Raw genomic sequence first — 20443 nt, 5'->3', positions numbered from 1 at the left:
CCGTTCCGGACATCGGCCCGTCATGCTTTCCTTTCTTTCAGCGCCCGGGTAATTGCTCGAAACAGATTGATACGTTGCGGGCAAAACGGGTTGCGAGCAGATGGAGTATACTCGCGGCTATGGAATCAGAAGTCCCATTGGGATTTTCAATCGAGTAAAAGATCATCATGTTGAAGCAGCGGACTATCAAATCGATCGTGAAGACGGTCGGCATCGGCGTGCATTCGGGCCGCAAGGTTGAGCTGACGCTCCGCCCGGCGGCGCCGGACACGGGCATCGTATTCGCGCGCGTGGATTTGCCCACGCCGGTCGATATTCCGGCCTCGGCGCTGTCGGTCGGCGATACGCGGCTGGCGTCGGTGCTGCAGAAGGACGGCGTGCGCGTGTCGACGGTCGAGCATCTGATGTCCGCGCTTGCGGGCCTCGGTATCGACAATATGTATGTCGACGTCACGGCCGAAGAAATCCCCATCATGGATGGCAGCGCGGCTTCGTTCGTGTTCCTGATCCAGTCGGCGGGAATTGAAGAGCAGGGCGCGGCGAAGAAATTCATCAAGGTCAAGAAACCGGTCGAAATCGTCGATGGCGACAAGTTCGCGCGTCTCGACCCGTATTTCGGCTTCAAGCTGAAGTTCACGATCGATTTCCGTCATCCGGCCGTCGATAAAACCGGTCAGTCGCTGGAAGTGGATTTCGAACACACGTCTTACGTGCGCGATATCGCTCGGGCGCGCACGTTCGGTTACGCACATGAAGTCGAACAATTGCGTGAACTGGGCCTTGCACGCGGTGCCAGCCTCGACAACGCCATCGCGCTCGACGAATACCGCATCCTGAACAACGACGGCCTGCGTTACGACGACGAATTCGTGAAGCACAAGATGCTCGATGCGATCGGCGATCTTTATGTCGTCGGCCATCCGCTGCTGGCGTCGTACACCGCCTACAAGTCGGGCCACGGACTGAACAACGCATTGCTGCGCGAACTCCTCGCGCACGAAGACGCCTACGAAATCGTCACCTTCGACGACCTGCAAAAAGCGCCGCGCGGCTTTGGATACGACGCGCAAACGGCGTTTGCCTGAGGCAGTAGAAAGCCAGTAGCTTGGGTTTTTCCGGTTTTTCCCGCGAGTCTTTTGTTTTCGGTCTGGGAAAGCCGGGACTTCGTGGGTTTGGCGTCCGGCCTACGCTACGTGGGGTTCGAACCGCAGCCCATGCGCGACCAGTACTCCGGGGAAAGCCCGGCAGCTCATCACATTCAATCCCGCTTTTTCAGATGCCGGCTCGCCATTCTGGCGAGCGCTGCCTGCAACGGTGACTTCTCCAGCGATTCGCTGAGCGCCTGCAACGCCGTCGCCCCCACCGATGTCATGCGCGCCTGTTTGACCGGCGCCGGTTCCTTCACCGGCTGCGGCCGCACCCGAATCTTCAGCGCATTGACCGCCCAGCCGCGCTGCTGCAGATCGGCGATCAGACGCGGTTCCATATGTCGTAACCGCGCGGCCAGCGCGTTATGTGCCGCGAACAGCGCGAGCACACCGTCCTTGATGAATCCCGGTTCGACACTCGCCGCCAGATAGTCGGGCAGCAACTGCTGCAGATCGCGCTGGAGCGCAGCAATCTGCTCGACACCGGCACGCAGCGCGGCGAACGCATCTGTACGGCCGAGCACCTCGGCGACCGGCTGCGGGCGGCGCGAATTCTGCGGTCTTGAAAAGGACGTGGAACGGCTCATGTGTGGGAATAAGGGCATGCTCGCGCATTGTGCGCGCCATGCGTGGGAATTGTACCGCGGCTATTGCGCGGCCAGCCCGTGGGTTGGTTGCTCTTGCGGCTCGCGGCGCCTGTCGGCATGGGCCGCGGGTGGCATTAAGCGGTCTCGTGCGTGACACAGGCGCTCACGGACGCGCGTGCTAAAATCCCCGATTCGAATTCACTCTTGGACCTAAGCCGCCGAGGCCCCACCGAACCGGGCGCGCCGGACGTGAAAAACACGCACGACGCCTCGCCGAAGCCGCGACGCAGACACCGATCCGATGACCACCGGTTTTCTCCAGAAAGTTTTTGGCAGCCGCAACCAGCGGCTCGTCAAGCAATATCAAAGGACCGTCATAGCGATCAATGCGCTCGAGCCGCAGATCGAGCAATTGACGGATGATCAGCTGCGCGCCAAAACGGGTGAATTCCGCCAGCGCGTTGCGAGTGGCGAATCGCTCGACAAGCTGCTGCCCGAGGCGTTCGCCGTCTGCCGGGAAGCGAGCAAGCGCGTGCTGAAGATGCGCCACTTCGATGTCCAACTGATCGGCGGGATGGTGCTGCATTACGGCAAGATCGCGGAAATGCGCACCGGCGAAGGCAAGACCCTCGTCGCGACGCTCGCGGCCTACCTGAATGCACTGTCCGGGCGCGGTGTGCACGTCGTGACGGTGAACGACTACCTCGCGCAGCGCGACGCCGAGTGGATGGGGCGCCTGTACAACTTCCTCGGTCTGTCGGTGGGTATCAACCTGTCGCAGATGGACCACGGCATGAAGCAGGAAGCGTATGCCTCGGACATCACCTACGGGACCAACAACGAATTCGGCTTCGACTATCTGCGCGACAACATGGTCTACGAGACCGATGCGCGGGTGCAGCGAGCCCTGAACTTCGCGATCGTCGATGAAGTGGACTCGATCCTGATCGACGAAGCGCGTACGCCGTTGATCATCTCCGGCCAGGCCGAAGATCACACCGAGTTGTACGTGCGGATGAACGCGCTGCCGCCGCTGCTGGAACGCCAGATCGGCGAAGAAAAGGCGGACGGCACCGGTGTCGAGAAGCCGGGCGACTACACGCTCGACGAGAAAGGTCGTCAGGTGTTCCTCACCGAATCGGGCCACGAAAAGGCGGAGCGGCTGCTCGCCGAGTGGGGGCTGATCGGCGAAGGCGAGAGTCTGTATGCACCGCAGAACATCACGCTGATGCACCACGTGTATGCCGCGTTGCGCGCGCATACGCTGTTCTTCATCGATCAGCACTATGTCGTGCAGAACGGCGACGTGGTGATCGTCGACGAATTCACGGGCCGGTTGATGTCCGGCCGCCGCTGGTCGGACGGGCTGCACCAGGCCGTCGAGGCGAAGGAACACGTGAAGATCCAGAGCGAGAACCAGACGCTCGCTTCGATCACGTTCCAGAACTACTTCCGCATGTACGCGAAGCTCTCCGGGATGACCGGTACCGCCGACACGGAAGCGTACGAATTCAACGAGATCTACAGCCTCGAAACCGTCGTCATCCCGACCAACCGCCCGCCGAAGCGGACCGATCGTCAGGATCAGATCTACAAGACGGCGAAGGAACGCTACGACGCGGTGATCCGCGATATCCGCGACTGCTACGAGCGCGGTCAGCCGGTGCTGGTCGGTACGACGTCGATCGAGAATTCCGAGCTGCTGTCCAATCTGCTCAACAAGGCCGCCCTGCCGCACGAAGTGCTGAACGCGAAGCAGCACGAACGGGAAGCTGCGATCGTCGCCGAAGCGGGCCGCCCGCGCCGCGTCACGATCGCGACCAACATGGCCGGCCGCGGTACCGACATCGTGCTGGGCGGCAACGCCGAGAAGCAGGCGATGTTCCTCGAAGAAGACGAATCGATCCCCGCCGACGAAAAGCAGCGCCGCATCCAGCAGCTGCATGACGAATGGCAGATGCTGCACGACGAAGTGAAGGCAGCGGGTGGCTTGCACATCATCGGTACCGAGCGCCACGAATCGCGCCGGATCGACAATCAGTTGCGCGGCCGTGCCGGCCGTCAGGGCGATCCGGGTTCGTCGCGCTTCTTCCTGTCGCTGGAAGATCCGCTGCTGCGTATTTTCGCCGGCGACCGCGTGCGCTCGATCATGGACCGCCTGAAGATGCCCGAGGGCGAGGCGATCGAAGCAGGCATCGTCACGCGTTCGATCGAATCGGCGCAGCGCAAGGTGGAAGCGCGTAACTTCGACGTTCGCAAGCAGTTGCTCGAATACGACGACGTGTCGAACGATCAGCGCAAGGTGATCTATCAGCAGCGTAACGAGTTGCTCGAAGCGCACGACATCGCCGAGACGATTGGCGCGATGCGCCACGGTGTGATTTCCGACATCGTTCACGGGTTCGTGCCGGCCGGCAGTATCGAAGAGCAGTGGGACGTGCCCGAGCTCGAGGAAGTGCTGCGCAACGAATGGCAGCTCGACCTCGCGATCCAGGAGATGATCAACGAGTCGAAGTCGATCAGCCCGGAAGAGATTCTCGAAGCCGTCACCGGCGCCGCCGACGAATCGTATGAGCAGAAGGTTGAACTGGCAGGCCGCGAGCGATTCAGCGGGTTCGAACGCTCGATCATGCTGCAGACGCTCGACCGTAGCTGGCGCGAACACCTCGCCGCGCTCGATCACCTGCGTCAGGGCATTCACCTGCGCGGCTATGCGCAGAAGAACCCGAAGCAGGAATACAAGCGCGAAGCGTTCGAACTGTTCGCCGCGATGCTCGATTCGGTGAAGCTCGAAGTCACGCGGGTCGTGATGAACGTGCAGATCGAATCGCCGGAGCAGCTCGAACAGGCCGCCGAGGAAATCGAAGAACAAGGAAGTCATCTGGAAAGTGTAGAGTTTCGCCACGCCGAGTTTGCAGAAGCGGGCACGGCGGTTGCCGCACCGGTTGCAGCGGATGCCGCCATGACGATGATCGACGACGCGATGAGCCACGGCGGCGGGACGCAGGCGGTTCCGGCCGGTACGGTGCCGAAAGTCGGGCGCAACGATCCGTGCCCGTGCGGTAGCGGCAAGAAGTACAAGCAGTGCCACGGCAAGATTGCATAAGACCGAAGGCGGCGCGCCGGCCGTTGTGCCGGAGCGCCAGTTCTATTCCCATTCTCCAATGCCGGCTTTCGCCGGCATTTTCAGCTCCGACAGGTCGCGACCATGGCTGTCAATTTCCCCTCGATCGATCCCACTCAATTGCATCCGGTAGCCGGCGTTACGCTCGGCTGGGCGGAAGCGCACATCCGTAAGCCGAACCGCAAGGACGTGCTGGTCATTTCCGTCGATGAAGGCGCGACGGTCGCCGGCGTGTTCACGTCGAACCGTTTTTGCGCCGCGCCGGTCACGGTGTGTCGTGAGCATCTCGAGCACGTACGCTCGAGCGGCAAGGGGATACGCGCGCTGGTCGTGAATACGGGCAACGCGAATGCAGGTACCGGCGAACCGGGCCTCGTGATCGCACGCGAAACCTGCAAGGAACTCGCGCGACTGGCAGGCATCGCGCCCGAGCAGGTGCTGCCGTTCTCGACCGGCGTGATTCTCGAACCGTTGCCGCTCGATCGTCTGAAAGCAGGCTTGCCTGCCGCGCTCGAGAACCGGAAGGCGGCTCACTGGTACGAAGCCGCGCAGTCGATCATGACCACCGATACGCTGCCGAAAGCCGTGTCGCGCCAGGTGACGATCGACGGTCACACGGTGACATTGAGCGGCATCAGCAAGGGCGCGGGCATGATCAAGCCGAACATGGCGACCATGCTCGGCTTCCTCGCATTCGACGCCGCCGTCGCCCAGCCCGTGCTCGACGCGCTCGTCAAGCATGTGGCGGACCGCTCGTTCAACTGCATCACAATCGATGGCGATACGTCGACGAACGACTCGTTCATCCTGATCGCCTCGGGGAAATCGAGCCTGCCGGCGGTGACGTCGACGGATTCGCCCGCGTATGTGGCGCTGCGCGACGCAGTGACCGACGCGGCGCAAGCGCTCGCGCAACTGATCGTGCGCGACGGCGAAGGCGCGACGAAGTTCATGACGGTACAGGTCGAAGGCGGCCGTGACGTCGCCGAATGCCGGCAGATCGCCTATGCGATCGGCCATTCGCCGCTCGTGAAGACAGCGTTCTACGCATCCGATCCGAATCTCGGCCGCATCCTGGCCGCGATCGGCTACGCCGGGGTGAACGATCTCGATGTCGGCAAGATCGATCTGTACCTCGACGACGTACTGGTGGCGAAGGCGGGGGGCCGCAATCCGGACTACCGCGAAGAAGATGGGCAGCGTGTCATGAAGAAGAGCGAGATCGCGATTCGCGTGCTGCTCGGGCGAGGGGATGCACAGGCCACGATCTGGACCTGCGATCTCTCGCACGAATACGTGAGCATCAATGCCGACTATCGTTCCTGATCTGCACTTTCTCTTCTCATGGATAAGCTCGAACAGTTTCTGACCCGCGCCGAGGCGTTGCTTGGCCGCCTGGAGGCGGTGCTGCCGCCTGCCGCGCCCAATATCGACTGGAGCGCGGGCGTCGCGTTTCGCTGGCGTACGCGCCAGGGCCGCGGTTATCTCCAGCCGGTGCCCGCCATTTCGACGATCACGCTCGACGACCTGCAGAACATCGAGCGCCAGAAATCGCTGATCGAGCAGAACACGCGCCAGTTCGTGCGTAGCCAGCCTGCCAACAACGTGCTGCTGACTGGCGCCCGCGGCACCGGCAAGTCGTCGTTGATCAAGGCCTGCCTGAATGCGTTTTCAAACGAAGGCCTGCGGCTGATCGAAGTCGACAAGGACGATCTGCACGATCTCGGCGACATCGTCGACCTGATTTCGGCGCGTCCTGAACGCTTCATCGTGTTCTGCGACGACCTCTCGTTCGAGGACGGTGAGTCGGGCTACAAGGCACTGAAAGTTGCGCTCGACGGCTCGATCGCTGCGCAGTCGGACAACGTGCTGATCTATGCGACTTCGAACCGGCGTCATCTGTTGCCCGAATACATGAGCGACAACGAGACCTATAAGCACACCGCGGACGGCGAGATTCATCCGGGCGAAGTGGTCGAAGAAAAGATCTCGCTGTCCGAGCGCTTCGGGTTGTGGGTGAGCTTCTATCCGTTCAAGCAGGACGATTACCTGTCGATCGTCGGCCACTGGCTGCGTCACTTCGGCTGCGACGATGCGGGTGTCGAGGCGGCGCGCGGCGATGCGCTGGTGTGGGCGCTGGAACGCGGCTCGCGCTCGGGGCGGGTGGCGTGGCAGTTCGCACGCGACTGGTCCGGCCGGCGGACGCCCGCATGACCGGCGCTGTGGAGCCTACCCCGGCGCGGCCGGTTACCGAAGTCGCGGTCGGCGTGCTGGTGCAACCTGATGGGCGCTACCTGCTGGCGCAGCGGCCGGCCGGCAAGCCGTATGAGGGCTACTGGGAATTTCCCGGCGGCAAGCTCGAGCCGGGGGAGTCGGTGGAAGCGGCGCTCGCACGCGAACTGCATGAAGAGCTCGGTATCGACGTGCAGGCGAGCCACCGCTGGCACACGCTCGAGCATGATTACCCGCACGCCTATGTGCGCCTGTATTTCTGCAAGGTGACCGCGTGGACCGGTGAACCGCATGGCCGCGAAGGCCAGGCGTTCGTCTGGCAGACGCTGCCGGCCGACGTTGCGCCGCTGTTGCCGGCGACGATTCCTGTGCTGGAGTGGCTTGCGGCGGAATAGCGTCGCGGATGGGTGCGGACTGGAAGGCCCGCACCGATCGCGCTGCGGATGCTAGTGGGGTGGGGTGTCGCCGGCCGGCGCTTCATCCGGCGGCAGCTCATCATTGGTCCCGCCAATCCGGTATTTCTCAGCGGCCCATGCGCCGAGATCGATCTGTTTGCATCGCTCGGAGCAGAACGGGCGGAAGCGGTTCTCAGAGGTCCAGCGGACATCCTTTGCGCAAGTGGGGCATTTGACGACGGTGGGCATTCGATCAGGCAGTCAATCTCAAAACGGAACGGGTAGTTTACTTGAGGGCGTTTCGGGCGGCTTAAAGAGTGGTGCCGACACGGCGCACCACGCGACTACAGGCTGCAAAGCGTCAGCTGGAACGGCACATCGACATCTACCGCGCGCGGCCGCAAGTCGCCGTCCTGCACGGTAAAGCGCACCCACAGCATGTACTTGTTGGCACTGGCTTCGGGGATCACCCGTAGTTCAGGCGTAACGCGGACCTGCATCAACTGATACGAGCGGCCCGACAACATCTGCTGGTAGCTGCCCTGCATCGCCATCACCTTCGACGCCTGCCCCGATTCGCGCGCGAGACGCAGCACGATCGTTGCAGCATCGCGCAGCGGCAGCAGCGGCGTCACCCACTTGGCGATGTCCTGGCGACGTTGATCGGGATGAGTTTGCTGCCACGCAAAGTACGACGGTAGATCGAACTTGCAGGTCCCGCCCGGGATGATTGCGCGGCTGCGGATGCTGGCCAGCCATTCATTGTCTGCAAGATGCTGGCCAGTCTTTCCCTGCATCTGCGAGAGACCTGCCAGCGTCTGCTCGATTTCACCGAGCACGGCTTCGAGCGCACTCTGCTCGATGCCCGGGTTGCCGCGAAACGGTGCGAGCGTCTGCCGCTGCCGCTCCAGTTCCTTCATCAGATCCGATTTCAGGTCGGCGCGTCCTGCGACCTCGGCAATTTCGAACAGCGTGGTCAGCGCGACATGATGTTCCCTGGCGTCTTCCTGAGTCAGAAAGAACGTAAAACGCTCGAATAGATCTTCGAGGCGCAGCAGCGTCCGGATTCGCTCGTTGAAGGGATACTCGTAAAGAATCAAGCGGGCTCGCCTCGGGCGTGGTCGGTGACAGGATTGCAGGACATTCTAATGCCGTGAGACTACCCCCGCAATCACGCACTTTATGCGTGTCCTCACGCAATTTATTCTGTCTGTCATTGCACTGCCGAAGTTCCCTGCGAAAGGCGGGCAAGCGCACATTTCTCGGGCCGCTCACTGCACTGCCGTGAACCCGAAGTATCAGGCGGTATGCGCGTAAGCGAGATAAGCGCGATGCAACGCTTCGACCTGAATCTGTAGCGCATCGGGTGGGGCGTCTTCGTTGACGATCGTGTCGTCGGCGGCGGCGAGGCGCTGTTCGCGCGTGGCCTGGCGCGCGATGATCGCCAGCACCTGTTCGCGCGAGAAGGCGTTGCGCCGCATCACGCGTGCGATCTGCGTTTCGACGCTGCAGTCGACGGTGAGGACGCGGTCCACGCGTGTCTTCCAGTTGCCCGATTCGACGAGCAGCGGCACCACGACGATGACATAGGGACCCTGCGCGTCGTTGCGTTCCCGCTGGGTTTCCGCACGGATCAATGGATGCGTAATGGCTTCGAGACGCTTGCGTGCGGTGTCGTCGCTGAAGATCAGCGTACGCATCTGTGCGCGATCGAGCGAACCGTCGGTCGTGACGAACGACGGGCCGAACTCCTGGGCGATCGCCGGCATCGCGACACCGTTCGGCGCCGTGATGCGATGCGCGATCACATCGGTATCGACAAGCGGCACACCGAGTGCGCCGAACCTGTCGGCCACCGTCGATTTGCCGCTACCGATACCCCCCGTCAATCCAACCGCAAACATAGTGTCAGCCTCCCCCGAGCGCCAGATAGAGCGGTGTGCCGATAAACAGCGTGAGCGCGCCGCCGGCCGCGAGGAACGGACCGAACGGCAGCGGTTCCTCGAAACGCATACGGCCGCGCCACGTTGCCGCGAGTCCGACCACGGCGCCCGCGACGGCCGCCACCAGCACGATTTGCGGCAGCGCGGCCCAGCCCAGCCAGGCGCCGAGCGCGGCGAGCAGCTTGAAATCGCCGTAGCCCATTCCTTCGATGCCGCGCACCAGCCTGAATACCCAGTGTACGCACCACAGCACGAGATACCCGGTGATCGCGCCGAGCACCGCGTCGTGCAAGCTCGCGAAGAGCCCGTCGAAGTTGACGATCAGCCCTGCCCACAGCAGCGGCAGCGTGATGGAGTCGGGCAGCAGGTGCGTATCGATATCGATTACGCTCATCGCGAGCAACGCGGCGCACAGGCCGAACGCGGCCAGCGCCATCAGGGTAGGGCCGAACGAGACGAGCGCCGCGACCGCGCAGGCTGCGCTCGCGAGTTCGAGTAGCGGATAGCGCCGGCTCACATGGGTTCCGCATTGCGAGCAGCGGCCGCGCAGCAGCACATAGCTCACAACCGGGATGTTCTCCCACGCGCGCAACGTATGGCCGCAATGCGTGCATGCGCTGCGCGGCAGCCAGAGGTTGTAGCGGATGGGGAGGCCGTCGTCGTCGGGAGGCTGGCCGGTTGCGTCGCTGACCTCGTTGCGCCAGGCGCGTTCCAGCATGATCGGCAGACGGTGCGCGACCACGCTGAGAAAGCTGCCGATCACGAGCCCGAACATGATCGCGAAAGCGATCTGCACACTGACCGGCAACATGCTGAAGGTCGTGCCGACATCGGTGGCGACGCGGCCCCAGGGGCTGCTAAACAGGGAATCGGACACGGTCGGATAGGTAGCCGGCATAACGGAAAAGTGGGATTCGGCTGCGATGCTACACCACGTTGCCGAGTTGAATGATGGGAAGATACATCGCGATCACAAGGCCGCCGACCAGCCCACCTAGCACAACGATCACTAGCGGTTCGCACAGGCTCGCGAGCGTGCTGATCTGTTCGTCGACCTGACGGTCGCTGAGCGCGGCGACGTCGAGCAGCATCGTGTCGAGAGCGCCCGATTCTTCGGCCACTGCGACCGGCTGGACCACGTCGGCGGGAAAGCAGCCGGCCGCGCGCATCGCCGCTGCGAGCCGTTCGCCGCGACGCAGACGCGTGGCGATGTCGGCCGTCGCGCGGTCGAAGTAGGCGTTGCCGGTGGCGTGGGTCAGCGAATCGAACGCATCGGCGAGCGGCGTGCCGGCGGAGAGTAATGTGCCGAGCGCACGGGCCCAGCGGGCCGCACAAAGTGTCTTTAACAGCCGTCCGAACAGCGGTGCCCGCAAGGACAGACGGGCAACGTGCACGCGGGCTGCCGGCGAGCGCCGCATGAGCGCGCCCAGTGCGGCACTACCGGCGCCGATTGCGACGACGGCAGGGATGCTCCAGCGCGCCGCCGCGTCGGACAGCGCGAGCACCACTTGAGTCGGCACGGGCAGTTTCGCTCCGAAGCCATCGAATATCTGTTTGAACGTCGGTACTACCCAGACGAGCAACGCTGCCGTAATCGCAAGCGCGAGCAGCAGGATGGCCGCCGGATAGGTGAGCGCCGCCCGCACTTTTGCGCGCTGGGTCGCGCTGCGTTCGCGGTCGTCGGCGATGCGCGCGAGAATCGTCGGTAATGCGCCCGACACTTCGCCGACGGCGACCAGCTGGCAAAACAATGCGTTGAACTGCGCGGGATGCCGCCGCAATGCCGCGGAAAAATCGAGGCCGGCCGTGATGTCGCGCGCGAGGGCGGCGATGATGCGTGGCATGCCGCGCGGCCCCGGCGCCTGGCCGAGCAGATCGAGCGCGGCAGCGAGCGGCAGCCCGGCGCGCAGCAGGCTCGAGAGTTGGCGCGCGAACAACGTGACATCGGCGGTGCGTGCTTTCGGGCGCAGTGCCGGGCCGCGTACCGCGAGCTCTACGACGAAGAGGCTGTCGCGTCTGAGCATCGCACGCGCTGCGGCCGCGTCGGGTGCAACGAGCGAGCCGCGACGCGCTGCTCCGGTCGCGTCGAGCGCCTGCCACGCGAAGCGCAGGTCCTGCGGTGCGGTGTCGGGTGTCATTGGGTCTCCGTGGCGGCGAGGGCTTCGGCGAGGCTCGTCGTGCCATCGCGCACGCGGGCGAGTGCCGCATCGCGCAGCGTCGTGACGCGTCCGTCGTTCTGCGCATGCGCCGAGATCGCCTGGGTGCCCGCACGCGTGACGATCAGGTCGCGCATCGACTCCGGAACCGGCATCACCTGGTGAATGCCGATGCGCCCGCGATAACCGATTCCATGACACGCCGCGCATCCAGCCGCTGTATATGGATGCCAGTCGCCGAGATGCTCGCGCGCAAAGCCGGCCGCGAGCAGTGCCGCGCCCGATTCCTTCGCCGGTACGCGGCACGACACGCAGAGACGGCGCACGAGCCGCTGCGCTGTTACGAGCCGCAACGCCGCCGCGAGGTTGTACGGCTCGACGCCGATATCGATGAGCCGCGCGATCGCCGCAGGAGCGTCGTTCGTATGCAAGGTGGAAAGTACGAGGTGGCCGGTCTGTGCGGCTTTCACCGCGACATCGGCGGTTTCTTCGTCGCGGATTTCGCCGACCATGATCACGTCCGGGTCCTGCCGCAAAAACGCGCGCAGTGCGATCGCGAAGGTCAGCCCCGCTTTCTCGCGCACGCCGACCTGGTTGATGCCGGCAAGCTGGATCTCCGCCGGATCTTCCACCGAACAGAGATTGCGCGACGCGACATTCAGCATCTGCAGGAAGCAGTACAACGACAGCGTTTTACCGCTGCCCGTGGGACCGGTGACGAGCACGAGGCCGTGCGGTGCGCGGATAGCGGCGTCGACGATATCGCGTTGCTGCGCATCGAGCCCGAGCGAGTCGAGCGTCAGATCGGTGGGTAGCGCTTCGAGTCGGCGCAGCACCAGCTTTTCGCCGAAGAGTGTCGGTAGCGAGTTGACGCGATAGTCCTCGAACGCCCCTTTGGTCGCGGCGAGCCGCAGGCGGCCGTCCTGCGGAATGCGCCGCTCGGCGATATCCATCCTGGCGAGCACCTTCACGCGTGAGATGAACGCGTCGCGCAAGTGAGCGGGCGGCTTGCCGGTCTCATGCAGCACACCGTCGATTCTCAGGCGGATCCGCCAGCCGTGTTCCGCCGGTTCAACGTGAATGTCCGATGCATTACGCGTGGCCGCTTCGCGCAATGTGTCCGTTAGCAGGCGGACTGCGGGGGCGGAGTCGGTGTCATCCGCATCGTCTGAAAGAGCAGTTCGCTGGCTTGTTGTGGTCCCTGCCGTTGCCACAGCGGGAAACGCGCGCGGGTCTCGACCGGGGATGCTTCGCGACGGCGGAACGGTAGCGGCGGCCAGGTCACCGCGTGGCGCTTCGGCTGAGGTGGGCGGTGCGCCACGAGACGAGGGAAACATCGAAGACCGGCCGGAAGCCGCCTGCAGAAAATGACGACTTCATCTTCCGTTAGCGTCCGCATGACCGCCACCTGGCCGGATGGCCAGAGCGCGACGCTGCGTTCAGGCGAGCTGGCCTTTCTTGGGCTTGCTTTTCGGTGCGAGCCCCGGACGGAACAGCTTGACCGTGCGAACCGCCTGATCGTCGCTGCGCATCACTTCGAGCTTCACATCGCCGATGCGCAAACACACGTCGCCTTCTGGGATCTCTTCGAGCATTTCGAGGATCAGGCCGTTGAGCGTCTTGGGGCCGTCAGTGGGTAGCGTCAGGTGCAGCCAGCGGTTCAGTTCGCGCAGCGGCATGCTGCCCGCGACGATACATTCGCCATCGTCGTTCCAGCCGCCACGCGATGACGCACTCCGCGGAATCGACGTGGTGAATTCGCCGATCAGCTCCTCGATGATGTCTTCCGGCGTGACGAGACCCTGTAGCTCGCCGTACTCGTTGACGACGAGCGCCGTACGCTGGCGGCTCTCCTGGAAATACTGCAATTGCTGGAAGACGGGTGTCCCGGTCGGCACGAAGTAAGGCTCGGCGAGCAGTTCGCGCAGCGTCTCGCGCTCGAGCTCCTGGTTATGCAGCGCCGACAGCGTCTTGCGCACATGGAGCACGCCGAGTACCCGGTCGATGTCGCCTTGATAAACGATCAGCTTGTTGTGATAGCAGGTTTCGAGCTGATGCAGGATCTGTTCGAACGGCGCGTCGAAATCGAGCGCCTCGATCCGGCGGCGCGGAATCATCACGTCATCGACGGAGATGTTTTCGAGGTCGAACAGATTGAGCAGGATGCTGCGGTGCTTGGTCGGCATGAAGCTGCCGGATTCGAGCACGATGGTGCGCAGTTCCTCGGTCGAGAGGCGCTGCTCGCGTTCGCCTTTCGTGTTGATGTGCAGTACCCGCAGGATGCCGTTCGCGAACAGGTTGACGAACCAGATGACCGGTCTCGCGACGCGCATGAGCGGCGCGATCAGCAGGCTCGCCGGCAGCGCGATTTTCTCGGGATAGGTCGCCCCGACGATTTTCGGCGTGATCTCCGCGAAGACGATGATCAGGAACGCGACCATACCGGTCGCGATCGACAGCACGACGTTGTCGCGGCCGAACGTATGCAGCGCGATCGAGGTCGTGAGTACCGGGATGATCGTGTTGAACAGATTGTTGCCGATCAGGATCACGCTGAGCAGGCGGTCGGTTTGCGCCAGCAACCCCTGCGTGGTCTTCGCGCCGAGCGCGCCCTGGTTGGCGAGATGCTTCAACCGATGACGGTTGAGCGCCATCATCGCCGTTTCGGAGATCGAAAAAAAACTGGAGCAGACAAGCAGCAGAAAGATGGCGCCGATCTGCGCCCATAAGGGAAGTTGTTCCACGCGGCGTGAAGAGTGAGAGAAGGTGGGGAGAATATAGCAGAGGGTGCCGCGGCGACTTCGCAGGCTGAAGGGCCGAAAAAAAACCGCGCAACACGTGCGCGGTTTTTTGCAAATCTGGTCGGGGTGAGAGGATTCGAACCTCCGGCCTCTACGTCCCGAACGTAGCGCTCTACCAGGCTAAGCTACACCCCGATCTGGACTTCTACGACGTTTCAGTCCAGTTCAGGACTGTCTTGCCGTCGAGTAAGAGCATAATTCTAGCAGGCTTTCTTTGTAAATGGAATCTGGGAACGAAGAAATTGCCGCCGCCGCGACCTGGGCTTCCTGCTTCGCGCACTCAAGCGTGTGATCGAGTGCACCAGAGCGCGTGATGGCCGTGAAAATCTCGTCGAAGCGGTCCGTGCCGCCCTGTTCGATTGCTTCGCGCGCGAGCGTCGCCTCGGCCGGTGTGCCGTGTTCGATGAGCCAGATCAGCGGCAACGTGGGTTTGCCTTCGCGCAGATCGTCGCCGGCGTTCTTGCCCATCGATTCCGGCGTGCCCGTGTAATCGAGCCAGTCGTCCATGATCTGGAACGCCGTGCCGATGCGCCGGCCGAATTCGGCCGCGGCTTTTTCGGTCGCGGTGTCGGCGCCTGCCAGAACGGCGCCGAGTTGTGCGGCGGCTTCGAAGAGTTTCGCGGTCTTGTAGCGGATCACCTGCATGTAGCGCGCTTCGTCCACGTCGGCGTCGTGCATGTTCAGCAGTTGCAGGACTTCGCCTTCGGAAATGATGTTCGTCGCTTCGGACAGGATCTCCATGACGCGCATCTTGCCCACGCCAACCATCATCTGGAACGAGCGCGAGTACAGGAAGTCGCCGACCAGCACGCTCGCCGCGTTGCCGAACAGCGCGTTGGCGGTCTGGCGGCCGCGCCGCAGATCGGATTCGTCGACGACATCGTCGTGCAGCAGGGTGGCCGTATGGATGAACTCGACGACCGCCGCCAGCTCGTGCCGGTGTCCGGTCGTTTCGCCCAGCGCGCCCGCGACCAGCAGCAGCAGCGCGGGACGCAGCCGTTTGCCGCCGGCACTGATGATGTATTCGGAGATCTGGTTGATCAGCATCACCTCCGACGCCAGGCGCTGCCGGATGACACGATTCACCTGTTCCATGTCATCGGCGATCGGAGCGAGCAGGGTGGCGGCGTTGGGGGCGGGGGTGGCAGTCGACGACATAGGGCAAAAAAGGGGTGGTGCCGCAGGGTAGTGCCGCGAATTATAAGGCGAATCGCGCTTGTTCCGGGCCGTAGCGTGTCGGGCGCGGCCCGGCCGGCTGCGCACCGGTGCCGGATGGCCGCTGGGGGCGGACATCCGGGACTGTCAGAGAGTTTTGACCGCGCAGCTAACTCTATGTATAATCACGGGTTTCCGCGCGTGGTGCGTGGGGAAAATGAATACAGAGTGAGGTTCTCAATGTACGCGGTCATAAAAACCGGCGGCAAGCAGTATAAGGTTGCTGTCGGCGAAAAATTGAAAGTAGAACAGATACCGGCAGACATTGACGCTGAAATCACGCTCGACCAGGTTCTTGCAGTTGGCGAAGGCGAATCGATTCAATTCGGTACGCCGCTGGTCAGTGGGGCTTCCGTCAAGGCTACCGTTGTGTCACACGGTCGGCATGCCAAAGTGACCATCTTCAAGATGCGTCGCCGGAAGCACTACCAGAAGCACGGCGGCCACCGCCAGAACTATACCGAACTGCGCATCGACGCTATTACCGCGTAAGCGCACCGGTCAAGGAGCTATCAAATGGCACACAAAAAGGCAGGCGGATCGTCCCGGAACGGCCGCGACTCCGAGTCGAAACGACTTGGCGTGAAAGTGTACGGCGGTCAGGCAATCAACGCCGGCGGCATCATCGTGCGTCAACGCGGCACGCGTATGCACCCTGGCGACAACGTCGGCATTGGCAAGGATCACACCTTGTTCGCGCTGACGGACGGCCACGTCAAGTTCACGACGAAAGGCGCCGACAAGAAGCATCTGGTCAACGTCGTCCCGGTAGCAGCCTAAGCTTAATCAGGCACGGGCTTCAGGACCGGAACAAGGCCCCGCGAAGTTGGCGGGGCCTTTTTTATTGCCGGAGGATTTTGCGGATCGAAGCGATTTCCCACCGGCCGGCCATTCGGCCGAATGTTCAACGCGCGTCGAGCGCGGCAAAATAGCTGTAAACACGGGACGGAGCAACTCATGAAGTTCATTGACGAAGCGAGAATTGAAGTCATCGCCGGCGACGGAGGGGATGGCAGTGCGTCGATGCGCCGCGAGAAGTTCGTCCCGTTCGGCGGCCCGGACGGCGGCGACGGCGGGCGCGGCGGCAGCGTCTACGCGGTGGCGGATCGCAATATCAACACGCTGATCGACTACCGTTACGCGAAAAAGCATCAGGCGCGCAGCGGCGAAAACGGCCGCGGTGCGGATTGCTACGGCAAGGGCGGCGACGATATCACGCTGCGCATGCCAGTCGGTACGATCATCACCGACATGGACACCGGCGAACTGATCGCCGACCTGACCGAGCATAACCAGACCATCCAGGTGGCGACTGGCGGTGCAGGCGGCCTCGGCAACCTGCATTTCAAGTCGAGCACGAACCGTGCGCCGCGGCAAAAAACCGAAGGCAAACCCGGCGAGCGCCGGATGATCCGCCTCGAGCTGAAAGTGCTCGCCGATGTCGGTCTGCTCGGCATGCCGAACGCAGGGAAGTCGACGTTTATTTCGTCGGTATCGAATGCCCGGCCGAAGATCGCCGATTACCCGTTCACTACGCTCGCGCCTAACCTCGGTGTCGTGCGCGTGGGGCCGAGCCGCAGTTTCGTGATCGCCGATATTCCCGGGCTGATCGAAGGCGCGGCCGAAGGGGCTGGTCTTGGTCACCAGTTCCTGCGCCATCTGCAGCGCACGGGCTTGTTGCTGCATATCGTCGATCTCGCGCCGTTCGACGAGGCGGTGGATCCCGTCGTCGAAGCCAAAGCGATCGTCAACGAGCTGCGCAAGTACGACGAGCAGCTCCACGAAAAGGCACGCTGGCTCGTATTGAACAAGCTCGACATGATTCCGGAAGATGAACGCAAGACACGTGTCGCGGCTTTCCTCAAAGGTTTTGGCTGGAAAGGCCCCGTGTTCGAGATTTCCGCACTGACCGGCCAGGGCTGCGAGAGTCTCTGCTACGCGGTGTATGACCACATCGCTGCGCATTCGGACGCGCAGCGTGCTGCCGAAGCCGAAGACCTCGCCGCGGATGTTCGCTTCCGCGAAGGGCCGGAAGGGAAGGCGGCTGGCACCCCGGTTCCGCCGCAGGAATAACCGGCAGCGAACCGGTAATAAGCCGGTAGCAAAAAAGGTCGAGCGCGCGGGCGCTGTCGTGGCTGCCCGCGGTATCACGCGTCATCTTGGGAGACCGCGCATCATGCGTTCCGTCATCGCAGATTCCCGGCGATTGGTAGTGAAAGTCGGGTCCAGCCTCGTCACGAACGACGGGCGCGGGCTCGATCATGCGGCTATCGGCCGCTGGGCGGCGCAAATTGCCGCGTTGCGTGCGCAGGGCAAGGAAGTCGTGCTGGTCAGCTCGGGTGCGATTGCCGAAGGGATGCAGCGGCTCGGCTGGACGAAACGGCCACGCGAGATCGATGAATTGCAGGCCGCGGCGGCGGTCGGCCAGATGGGGCTCGCGCAGGTCTACGAAAGCCGCTTCGCCGAGCATTCAATCCGGACCGCGCAGATCCTGCTCACCCACGCTGATCTCGCGGACCGCGAGCGCTATCTCAACGCGCGCTCCACGCTGCTTACGCTGCTGCGTCTCGGCGTCGTGCCGATCATCAATGAAAACGACACGGTGATCACCGACGAAATCAAGTTCGGCGACAACGACACGCTCGGTGCGCTGGTGGCGAACCTGATCGAAGGCGACGCGCTGATCATTCTCACCGACCAGCGCGGCCTGTATACCGCCGACCCCCGCAAGGACCCTGCTGCGAAATTCGTCGAACAGGCCGATGCCGGTGCGCCCGAACTCGAAGCGATGGCCGGCGGCGCGGGTTCTAGCCTCGGCCGGGGCGGCATGCTGACCAAGATTCTCGCAGCGAAGCGCGCCGCGCATAGCGGCGCAAATACAGTGATCGCCAGCGGCCGGGAGTCGGATGTGCTGGTGCGGCTTGCATCGGGTGAAGCGATCGGGACGCAACTGATCGCGCGAACCGCGCGCATCGCTGCGCGCAAGCAATGGATGGCCGATCACCTGCAGGTGCGCGGGCACGTGGTGATCGACGACGGCGCGGTGGAGAAACTGACGGCCGGCGGCAAGAGCCTGCTGCCGATCGGGGTGGTGGGTGTGCAGGGCGTGTTCGCGCGCGGCGAGGTGATTGCGTGTCTGAGCGCGGCTGGACGCGAGGTCGCGCGTGGACTCACGAACTACAGCAGCGCCGAAGCGAAGCTGATTCAGCGCAGACCGAGCGGAGAGATCGAATCGGTACTCGGCTACATGCTGGAGCCGGAACTGATTCACCGGGACAACCTGGTGCTCGTCTAGCCGGAAAAACACAGGGGCGGCGCCGGTAGTCCGGCGCCGCCCCTTGATCCAGCGTTCAGCATGTGGTTCGCGTCAGCGGAGTTGCGAAGTCGCGGTGCGGTGGTATTTGACGTTATCGACGATCTTCGCGGCGTTGCCGGTCGGCAGCTTGTTCGCGCAGAAGTAATCCTGATAGAGCGACGCGCGATACGCGTTCAGGTCGCCGTTCTCGATCCGTGTCCAGTCGTTCGCGACGGTCCGGTCCCAACCGTTGTGATCCGCATCGAGGCCGGCATACAGGCGCCATTCGTAGGTATCGCAGCGGATGCCTTCGTAGTTCACGTTGCGCGCGCCGGCGGGACTCGTGACTACCACCGTGTAACGCACGACGCCGTCGGAGCCGACGGAGATCGACTTCGCATCCAGCGAGAAATGCAGCGGCGTATTACCCGATACAACGAACTCCAGCAGATTGGCCGGGTCCGGCAACGGCGGCAGCGTATCGACCTTGTTTTCCTTCCAGTTGGAAGGCTCGTCCAGCAGGTACTGGAACGCGGTTTGACCTTGGGCGGGCGGTTGGCCCCAATTCGAACAGCCAGCCAGCAAGGCGCCGGTGGCGGCGCACGCCACGACGAGAGCAAGTACTTTCAATATGATTCCTCGAAACACCGGCGCGGCAGCACGCGTGCCGCACCGGCAAGAGGCGGCATGCGTAAGCGGCCGCACAGGTTTTTAATCGCGCAGCCCCGGCACGTGGCCGATGACGCTTTCAACAGAGCCGCAGTCGGACTCGATCGTCGTTCGGAGCGTCGCCTCGACCACGACAGTCGAGGTCATGACGGTTCCGTCCGCCGACGTCGCTATCCGGGGATAGCGCGGCCCATGATGCATGCCCGGTTTCTCTGCTCGCGGCACTGCGCGGCGCAGAAAACGGGACAACTCCGTCAACGCCATCTGGTACACATCCCGCTTGAACTCGATCACACAGTCGAGCGGCACCCAGTACTCGTTCCAGCGCCAGGCATCGAACTCCGGATGATCGCAGGCGCGCAGGCAAATATCGCAGTCGCGCCCCACCATCCGAAGCAGGAACCAGATCTGCTTCTGCCCGCGATAATGCCCGCGGACTTCACGCTTGATGAACTTGTCCGGCACCTCATAGCGCAACCAGTCGCGCGTGCGACCGATAACCTTGACATGCTCCGGCAGCAGCCCGGTTTCTTCGTGTAACTCCCGATACATCGCTTGCACGGGGGTCTCGCCGTACTTGATGCCCCCTTGCGGAAACTGCCAGGAATGTTCACGGAGCCGTTTGCCCCAAAACACCTCGTTGTGCGCGTTCAAGAGGATGATGCCGACGTTCGGGCGAAAGCCTTCACGATCCAGCATACAACCACCTTCGAATCCTTTAAAATTGCTTTGATTATAAACAGATAACGGACCCTACGCACCGAATCGACCCAGAATGGGTCGATTCTCCGTCAGCCGGCAGTAAAGGGGGCGTGATCGTGGCGCCCACAGGTAGGGCGCCAGAAGCGCATCCATCCTGCTTCGCCGGGTTAGTACTG

At 63.1% G+C, this 20443-nt stretch carries 20 protein-coding genes and 1 tRNA gene; 9 read left to right on the top strand and 12 right to left on the bottom strand.

The features are described 5' to 3' along the window. Positions 1 to 167: 167 nt before the first annotated feature. Positions 168 to 1085 carry a UDP-3-O-acyl-N-acetylglucosamine deacetylase gene (gene lpxC / locus FNZ07_RS30850; protein WP_091010966.1) on the top strand — a complete coding sequence of 306 codons (918 nt, stop codon included), beginning with the start codon at positions 168 to 170 and terminating at the stop codon, positions 1083 to 1085. A gap of 173 nt (positions 1086 to 1258) precedes the next feature. Here lpxC and FNZ07_RS30845 read toward each other — a convergent pair whose 3' ends face one another. Next, positions 1259 to 1735: a DUF721 domain-containing protein gene (locus FNZ07_RS30845; protein ID WP_091010967.1), complete on the bottom strand. Its 477-nt coding sequence runs from the start codon at positions 1733 to 1735 to the stop codon at positions 1259 to 1261. Positions 1736 to 2036: 301 nt separating this feature from the next. On the opposite strand from FNZ07_RS30845, the gene secA reads away from it, so the two are divergent. The 4 genes from secA to FNZ07_RS30825 all read left to right on the top strand — a co-directional run bounded on the left by secA (position 2037) and on the right by FNZ07_RS30825 (position 7486). After that, a complete protein-coding gene (gene secA, locus FNZ07_RS30840; protein WP_091010968.1) occupies positions 2037 to 4841 on the top strand; it encodes a preprotein translocase subunit SecA in 2805 nt (934 codons plus the stop codon). 102 nt (positions 4842 to 4943) lie between these two features. Continuing rightward, positions 4944 to 6185, top strand: a complete 1242-nt coding sequence (gene argJ, locus FNZ07_RS30835) for a bifunctional glutamate N-acetyltransferase/amino-acid acetyltransferase ArgJ (protein ID WP_091010969.1) — start codon at positions 4944 to 4946, stop codon at positions 6183 to 6185. Positions 6186 to 6203: 18 nt separating this feature from the next. After that, a complete protein-coding gene (locus tag FNZ07_RS30830; protein WP_091010970.1) occupies positions 6204 to 7073 on the top strand; it encodes an ATP-binding protein in 870 nt (289 codons plus the stop codon). Next, complete coding sequence (locus tag FNZ07_RS30825) at positions 7070 to 7486, top strand: NUDIX domain-containing protein (RefSeq protein WP_091010971.1); 417 nt, start codon at positions 7070 to 7072, stop codon at positions 7484 to 7486. The genes FNZ07_RS30830 and FNZ07_RS30825 overlap by 4 nt, the downstream gene beginning before the upstream one ends. A gap of 51 nt (positions 7487 to 7537) precedes the next feature. Here FNZ07_RS30825 and yacG read toward each other — a convergent pair whose 3' ends face one another. The 9 genes from yacG to FNZ07_RS30780 form a co-directional block, all read right to left on the bottom strand. After that, positions 7538 to 7735, bottom strand: coding sequence for a DNA gyrase inhibitor YacG (gene yacG / locus FNZ07_RS30820; RefSeq protein WP_091010972.1), 198 nt, complete (start codon positions 7733 to 7735; stop codon positions 7538 to 7540). A gap of 95 nt (positions 7736 to 7830) precedes the next feature. After that, complete coding sequence (zapD, locus tag FNZ07_RS30815; protein ID WP_091010973.1) at positions 7831 to 8586, bottom strand: cell division protein ZapD; 756 nt, start codon at positions 8584 to 8586, stop codon at positions 7831 to 7833. Between the two features lie 198 nt (positions 8587 to 8784). Further along, positions 8785 to 9390 (bottom strand): dephospho-CoA kinase, encoded by a 606-nt coding sequence (gene coaE, locus FNZ07_RS30810; RefSeq protein ID WP_091010974.1) that lies wholly within the window; start codon positions 9388 to 9390, stop codon positions 8785 to 8787. Between the two features lie 4 nt (positions 9391 to 9394). Continuing rightward, on the bottom strand, positions 9395 to 10327 hold the full coding sequence (locus FNZ07_RS30805) for a prepilin peptidase (RefSeq protein ID WP_091010975.1): 933 nt from the start codon (positions 10325 to 10327) through the stop codon (positions 9395 to 9397). A 28-nt stretch (positions 10328 to 10355) separates the two neighbouring features. Next, on the bottom strand, positions 10356 to 11567 hold the full coding sequence (locus FNZ07_RS30800; protein WP_091010976.1) for a type II secretion system F family protein: 1212 nt from the start codon (positions 11565 to 11567) through the stop codon (positions 10356 to 10358). Then, the gene (locus FNZ07_RS30795) at positions 11564 to 12799 is read right to left on the bottom strand and encodes a GspE/PulE family protein (RefSeq protein WP_372342670.1); all 1236 of its coding nucleotides are present in this window, start codon (positions 12797 to 12799) and stop codon (positions 11564 to 11566) included. The genes FNZ07_RS30800 and FNZ07_RS30795 overlap by 4 nt, the downstream gene beginning before the upstream one ends. A gap of 225 nt (positions 12800 to 13024) precedes the next feature. Continuing rightward, positions 13025 to 14329 carry an HlyC/CorC family transporter gene (locus FNZ07_RS30790; protein WP_091010978.1) on the bottom strand — a complete coding sequence of 435 codons (1305 nt, stop codon included), beginning with the start codon at positions 14327 to 14329 and terminating at the stop codon, positions 13025 to 13027. A 115-nt stretch (positions 14330 to 14444) separates the two neighbouring features. Further along, positions 14445 to 14521: transfer RNA gene (locus tag FNZ07_RS30785), tRNA-Pro, on the bottom strand. A 30-nt stretch (positions 14522 to 14551) separates the two neighbouring features. Next, complete coding sequence (locus tag FNZ07_RS30780; RefSeq protein ID WP_091010979.1) at positions 14552 to 15544, bottom strand: polyprenyl synthetase family protein; 993 nt, start codon at positions 15542 to 15544, stop codon at positions 14552 to 14554. A 237-nt stretch (positions 15545 to 15781) separates the two neighbouring features. Between FNZ07_RS30780 and rplU the strand changes: the two genes are divergently transcribed. From rplU to proB, 4 genes are all read left to right on the top strand, one after another. After that, positions 15782 to 16093 carry a 50S ribosomal protein L21 gene (gene rplU / locus FNZ07_RS30775; protein WP_091010980.1) on the top strand — a complete coding sequence of 104 codons (312 nt, stop codon included), beginning with the start codon at positions 15782 to 15784 and terminating at the stop codon, positions 16091 to 16093. Between the two features lie 24 nt (positions 16094 to 16117). After that, positions 16118 to 16381 (top strand): 50S ribosomal protein L27, encoded by a 264-nt coding sequence (gene rpmA, locus FNZ07_RS30770; protein WP_091010981.1) that lies wholly within the window; start codon positions 16118 to 16120, stop codon positions 16379 to 16381. Between the two features lie 177 nt (positions 16382 to 16558). Beyond that, entirely contained in the window at positions 16559 to 17674 is a 1116-nt protein-coding gene (gene cgtA, locus FNZ07_RS30765) for an Obg family GTPase CgtA (protein WP_091010982.1), read from the top strand. Between the two features lie 103 nt (positions 17675 to 17777). Beyond that, positions 17778 to 18896 (top strand): glutamate 5-kinase, encoded by a 1119-nt coding sequence (gene proB, locus FNZ07_RS30760; RefSeq protein ID WP_091010983.1) that lies wholly within the window; start codon positions 17778 to 17780, stop codon positions 18894 to 18896. 72 nt (positions 18897 to 18968) lie between these two features. Here the strand turns inward: proB and FNZ07_RS30755 are convergent, their stop codons facing one another. Next, the gene (locus FNZ07_RS30755; RefSeq protein ID WP_091010984.1) at positions 18969 to 19526 is read right to left on the bottom strand and encodes a CNP1-like family protein; all 558 of its coding nucleotides are present in this window, start codon (positions 19524 to 19526) and stop codon (positions 18969 to 18971) included. Positions 19527 to 19607: 81 nt separating this feature from the next. After that, on the bottom strand, positions 19608 to 20264 hold the full coding sequence (locus tag FNZ07_RS30750) for an RNA pyrophosphohydrolase (RefSeq protein WP_091010985.1): 657 nt from the start codon (positions 20262 to 20264) through the stop codon (positions 19608 to 19610). Positions 20265 to 20443: the final 179 nt, after the last annotated feature.

The organism is Paraburkholderia megapolitana (assembly GCF_007556815.1).
GTDB classification, from domain to species: Bacteria; Pseudomonadota; Gammaproteobacteria; order Burkholderiales; family Burkholderiaceae; genus Paraburkholderia; species Paraburkholderia megapolitana.
Note: the sequence above shows the minus strand (reverse complement) of the source record. Positions and strands in the feature narration are given on the sequence as shown.

Bases quoted from the DNA above. Each gene is read 5' to 3' on its own strand.
- argJ (WP_091010969.1), top strand. From the start codon at position 4,944: ATGGCTGTCAATTTCCCCTCGATCGATCCCACTCAATTGCATCCGGTA.
- FNZ07_RS30825 (WP_091010971.1), top strand. From the start codon at position 7,070: ATGACCGGCGCTGTGGAGCCTACCCCGGCGCGGCCGGTTACCGAAGTC.
- FNZ07_RS30800 (WP_091010976.1), bottom strand. From the start codon at position 11,567: ATGACACCCGACACCGCACCGCAGGACCTGCGCTTCGCGTGGCAGGCG.
- FNZ07_RS30750 (WP_091010985.1), bottom strand. From the start codon at position 20,264: ATGCTGGATCGTGAAGGCTTTCGCCCGAACGTCGGCATCATCCTCTTG.
- FNZ07_RS30780 (WP_091010979.1), bottom strand. From the start codon at position 15,544: ATGTCGTCGACTGCCACCCCCGCCCCCAACGCCGCCACCCTGCTCGCT.
- yacG (WP_091010972.1), bottom strand. From the start codon at position 7,735: ATGCCCACCGTCGTCAAATGCCCCACTTGCGCAAAGGATGTCCGCTGG.
- rpmA (WP_091010981.1), top strand. From the start codon at position 16,118: ATGGCACACAAAAAGGCAGGCGGATCGTCCCGGAACGGCCGCGACTCC.
- FNZ07_RS30830 (WP_091010970.1), top strand. From the start codon at position 6,204: ATGGATAAGCTCGAACAGTTTCTGACCCGCGCCGAGGCGTTGCTTGGC.
- secA (WP_091010968.1), top strand. From the start codon at position 2,037: ATGACCACCGGTTTTCTCCAGAAAGTTTTTGGCAGCCGCAACCAGCGG.
- coaE (WP_091010974.1), bottom strand. From the start codon at position 9,390: ATGTTTGCGGTTGGATTGACGGGGGGTATCGGTAGCGGCAAATCGACG.
- cgtA (WP_091010982.1), top strand. From the start codon at position 16,559: ATGAAGTTCATTGACGAAGCGAGAATTGAAGTCATCGCCGGCGACGGA.
- FNZ07_RS30805 (WP_091010975.1), bottom strand. From the start codon at position 10,327: ATGCCGGCTACCTATCCGACCGTGTCCGATTCCCTGTTTAGCAGCCCC.
- rplU (WP_091010980.1), top strand. From the start codon at position 15,782: ATGTACGCGGTCATAAAAACCGGCGGCAAGCAGTATAAGGTTGCTGTC.
- proB (WP_091010983.1), top strand. From the start codon at position 17,778: ATGCGTTCCGTCATCGCAGATTCCCGGCGATTGGTAGTGAAAGTCGGG.
- FNZ07_RS30845 (WP_091010967.1), bottom strand. From the start codon at position 1,735: ATGAGCCGTTCCACGTCCTTTTCAAGACCGCAGAATTCGCGCCGCCCG.
- lpxC (WP_091010966.1), top strand. From the start codon at position 168: ATGTTGAAGCAGCGGACTATCAAATCGATCGTGAAGACGGTCGGCATC.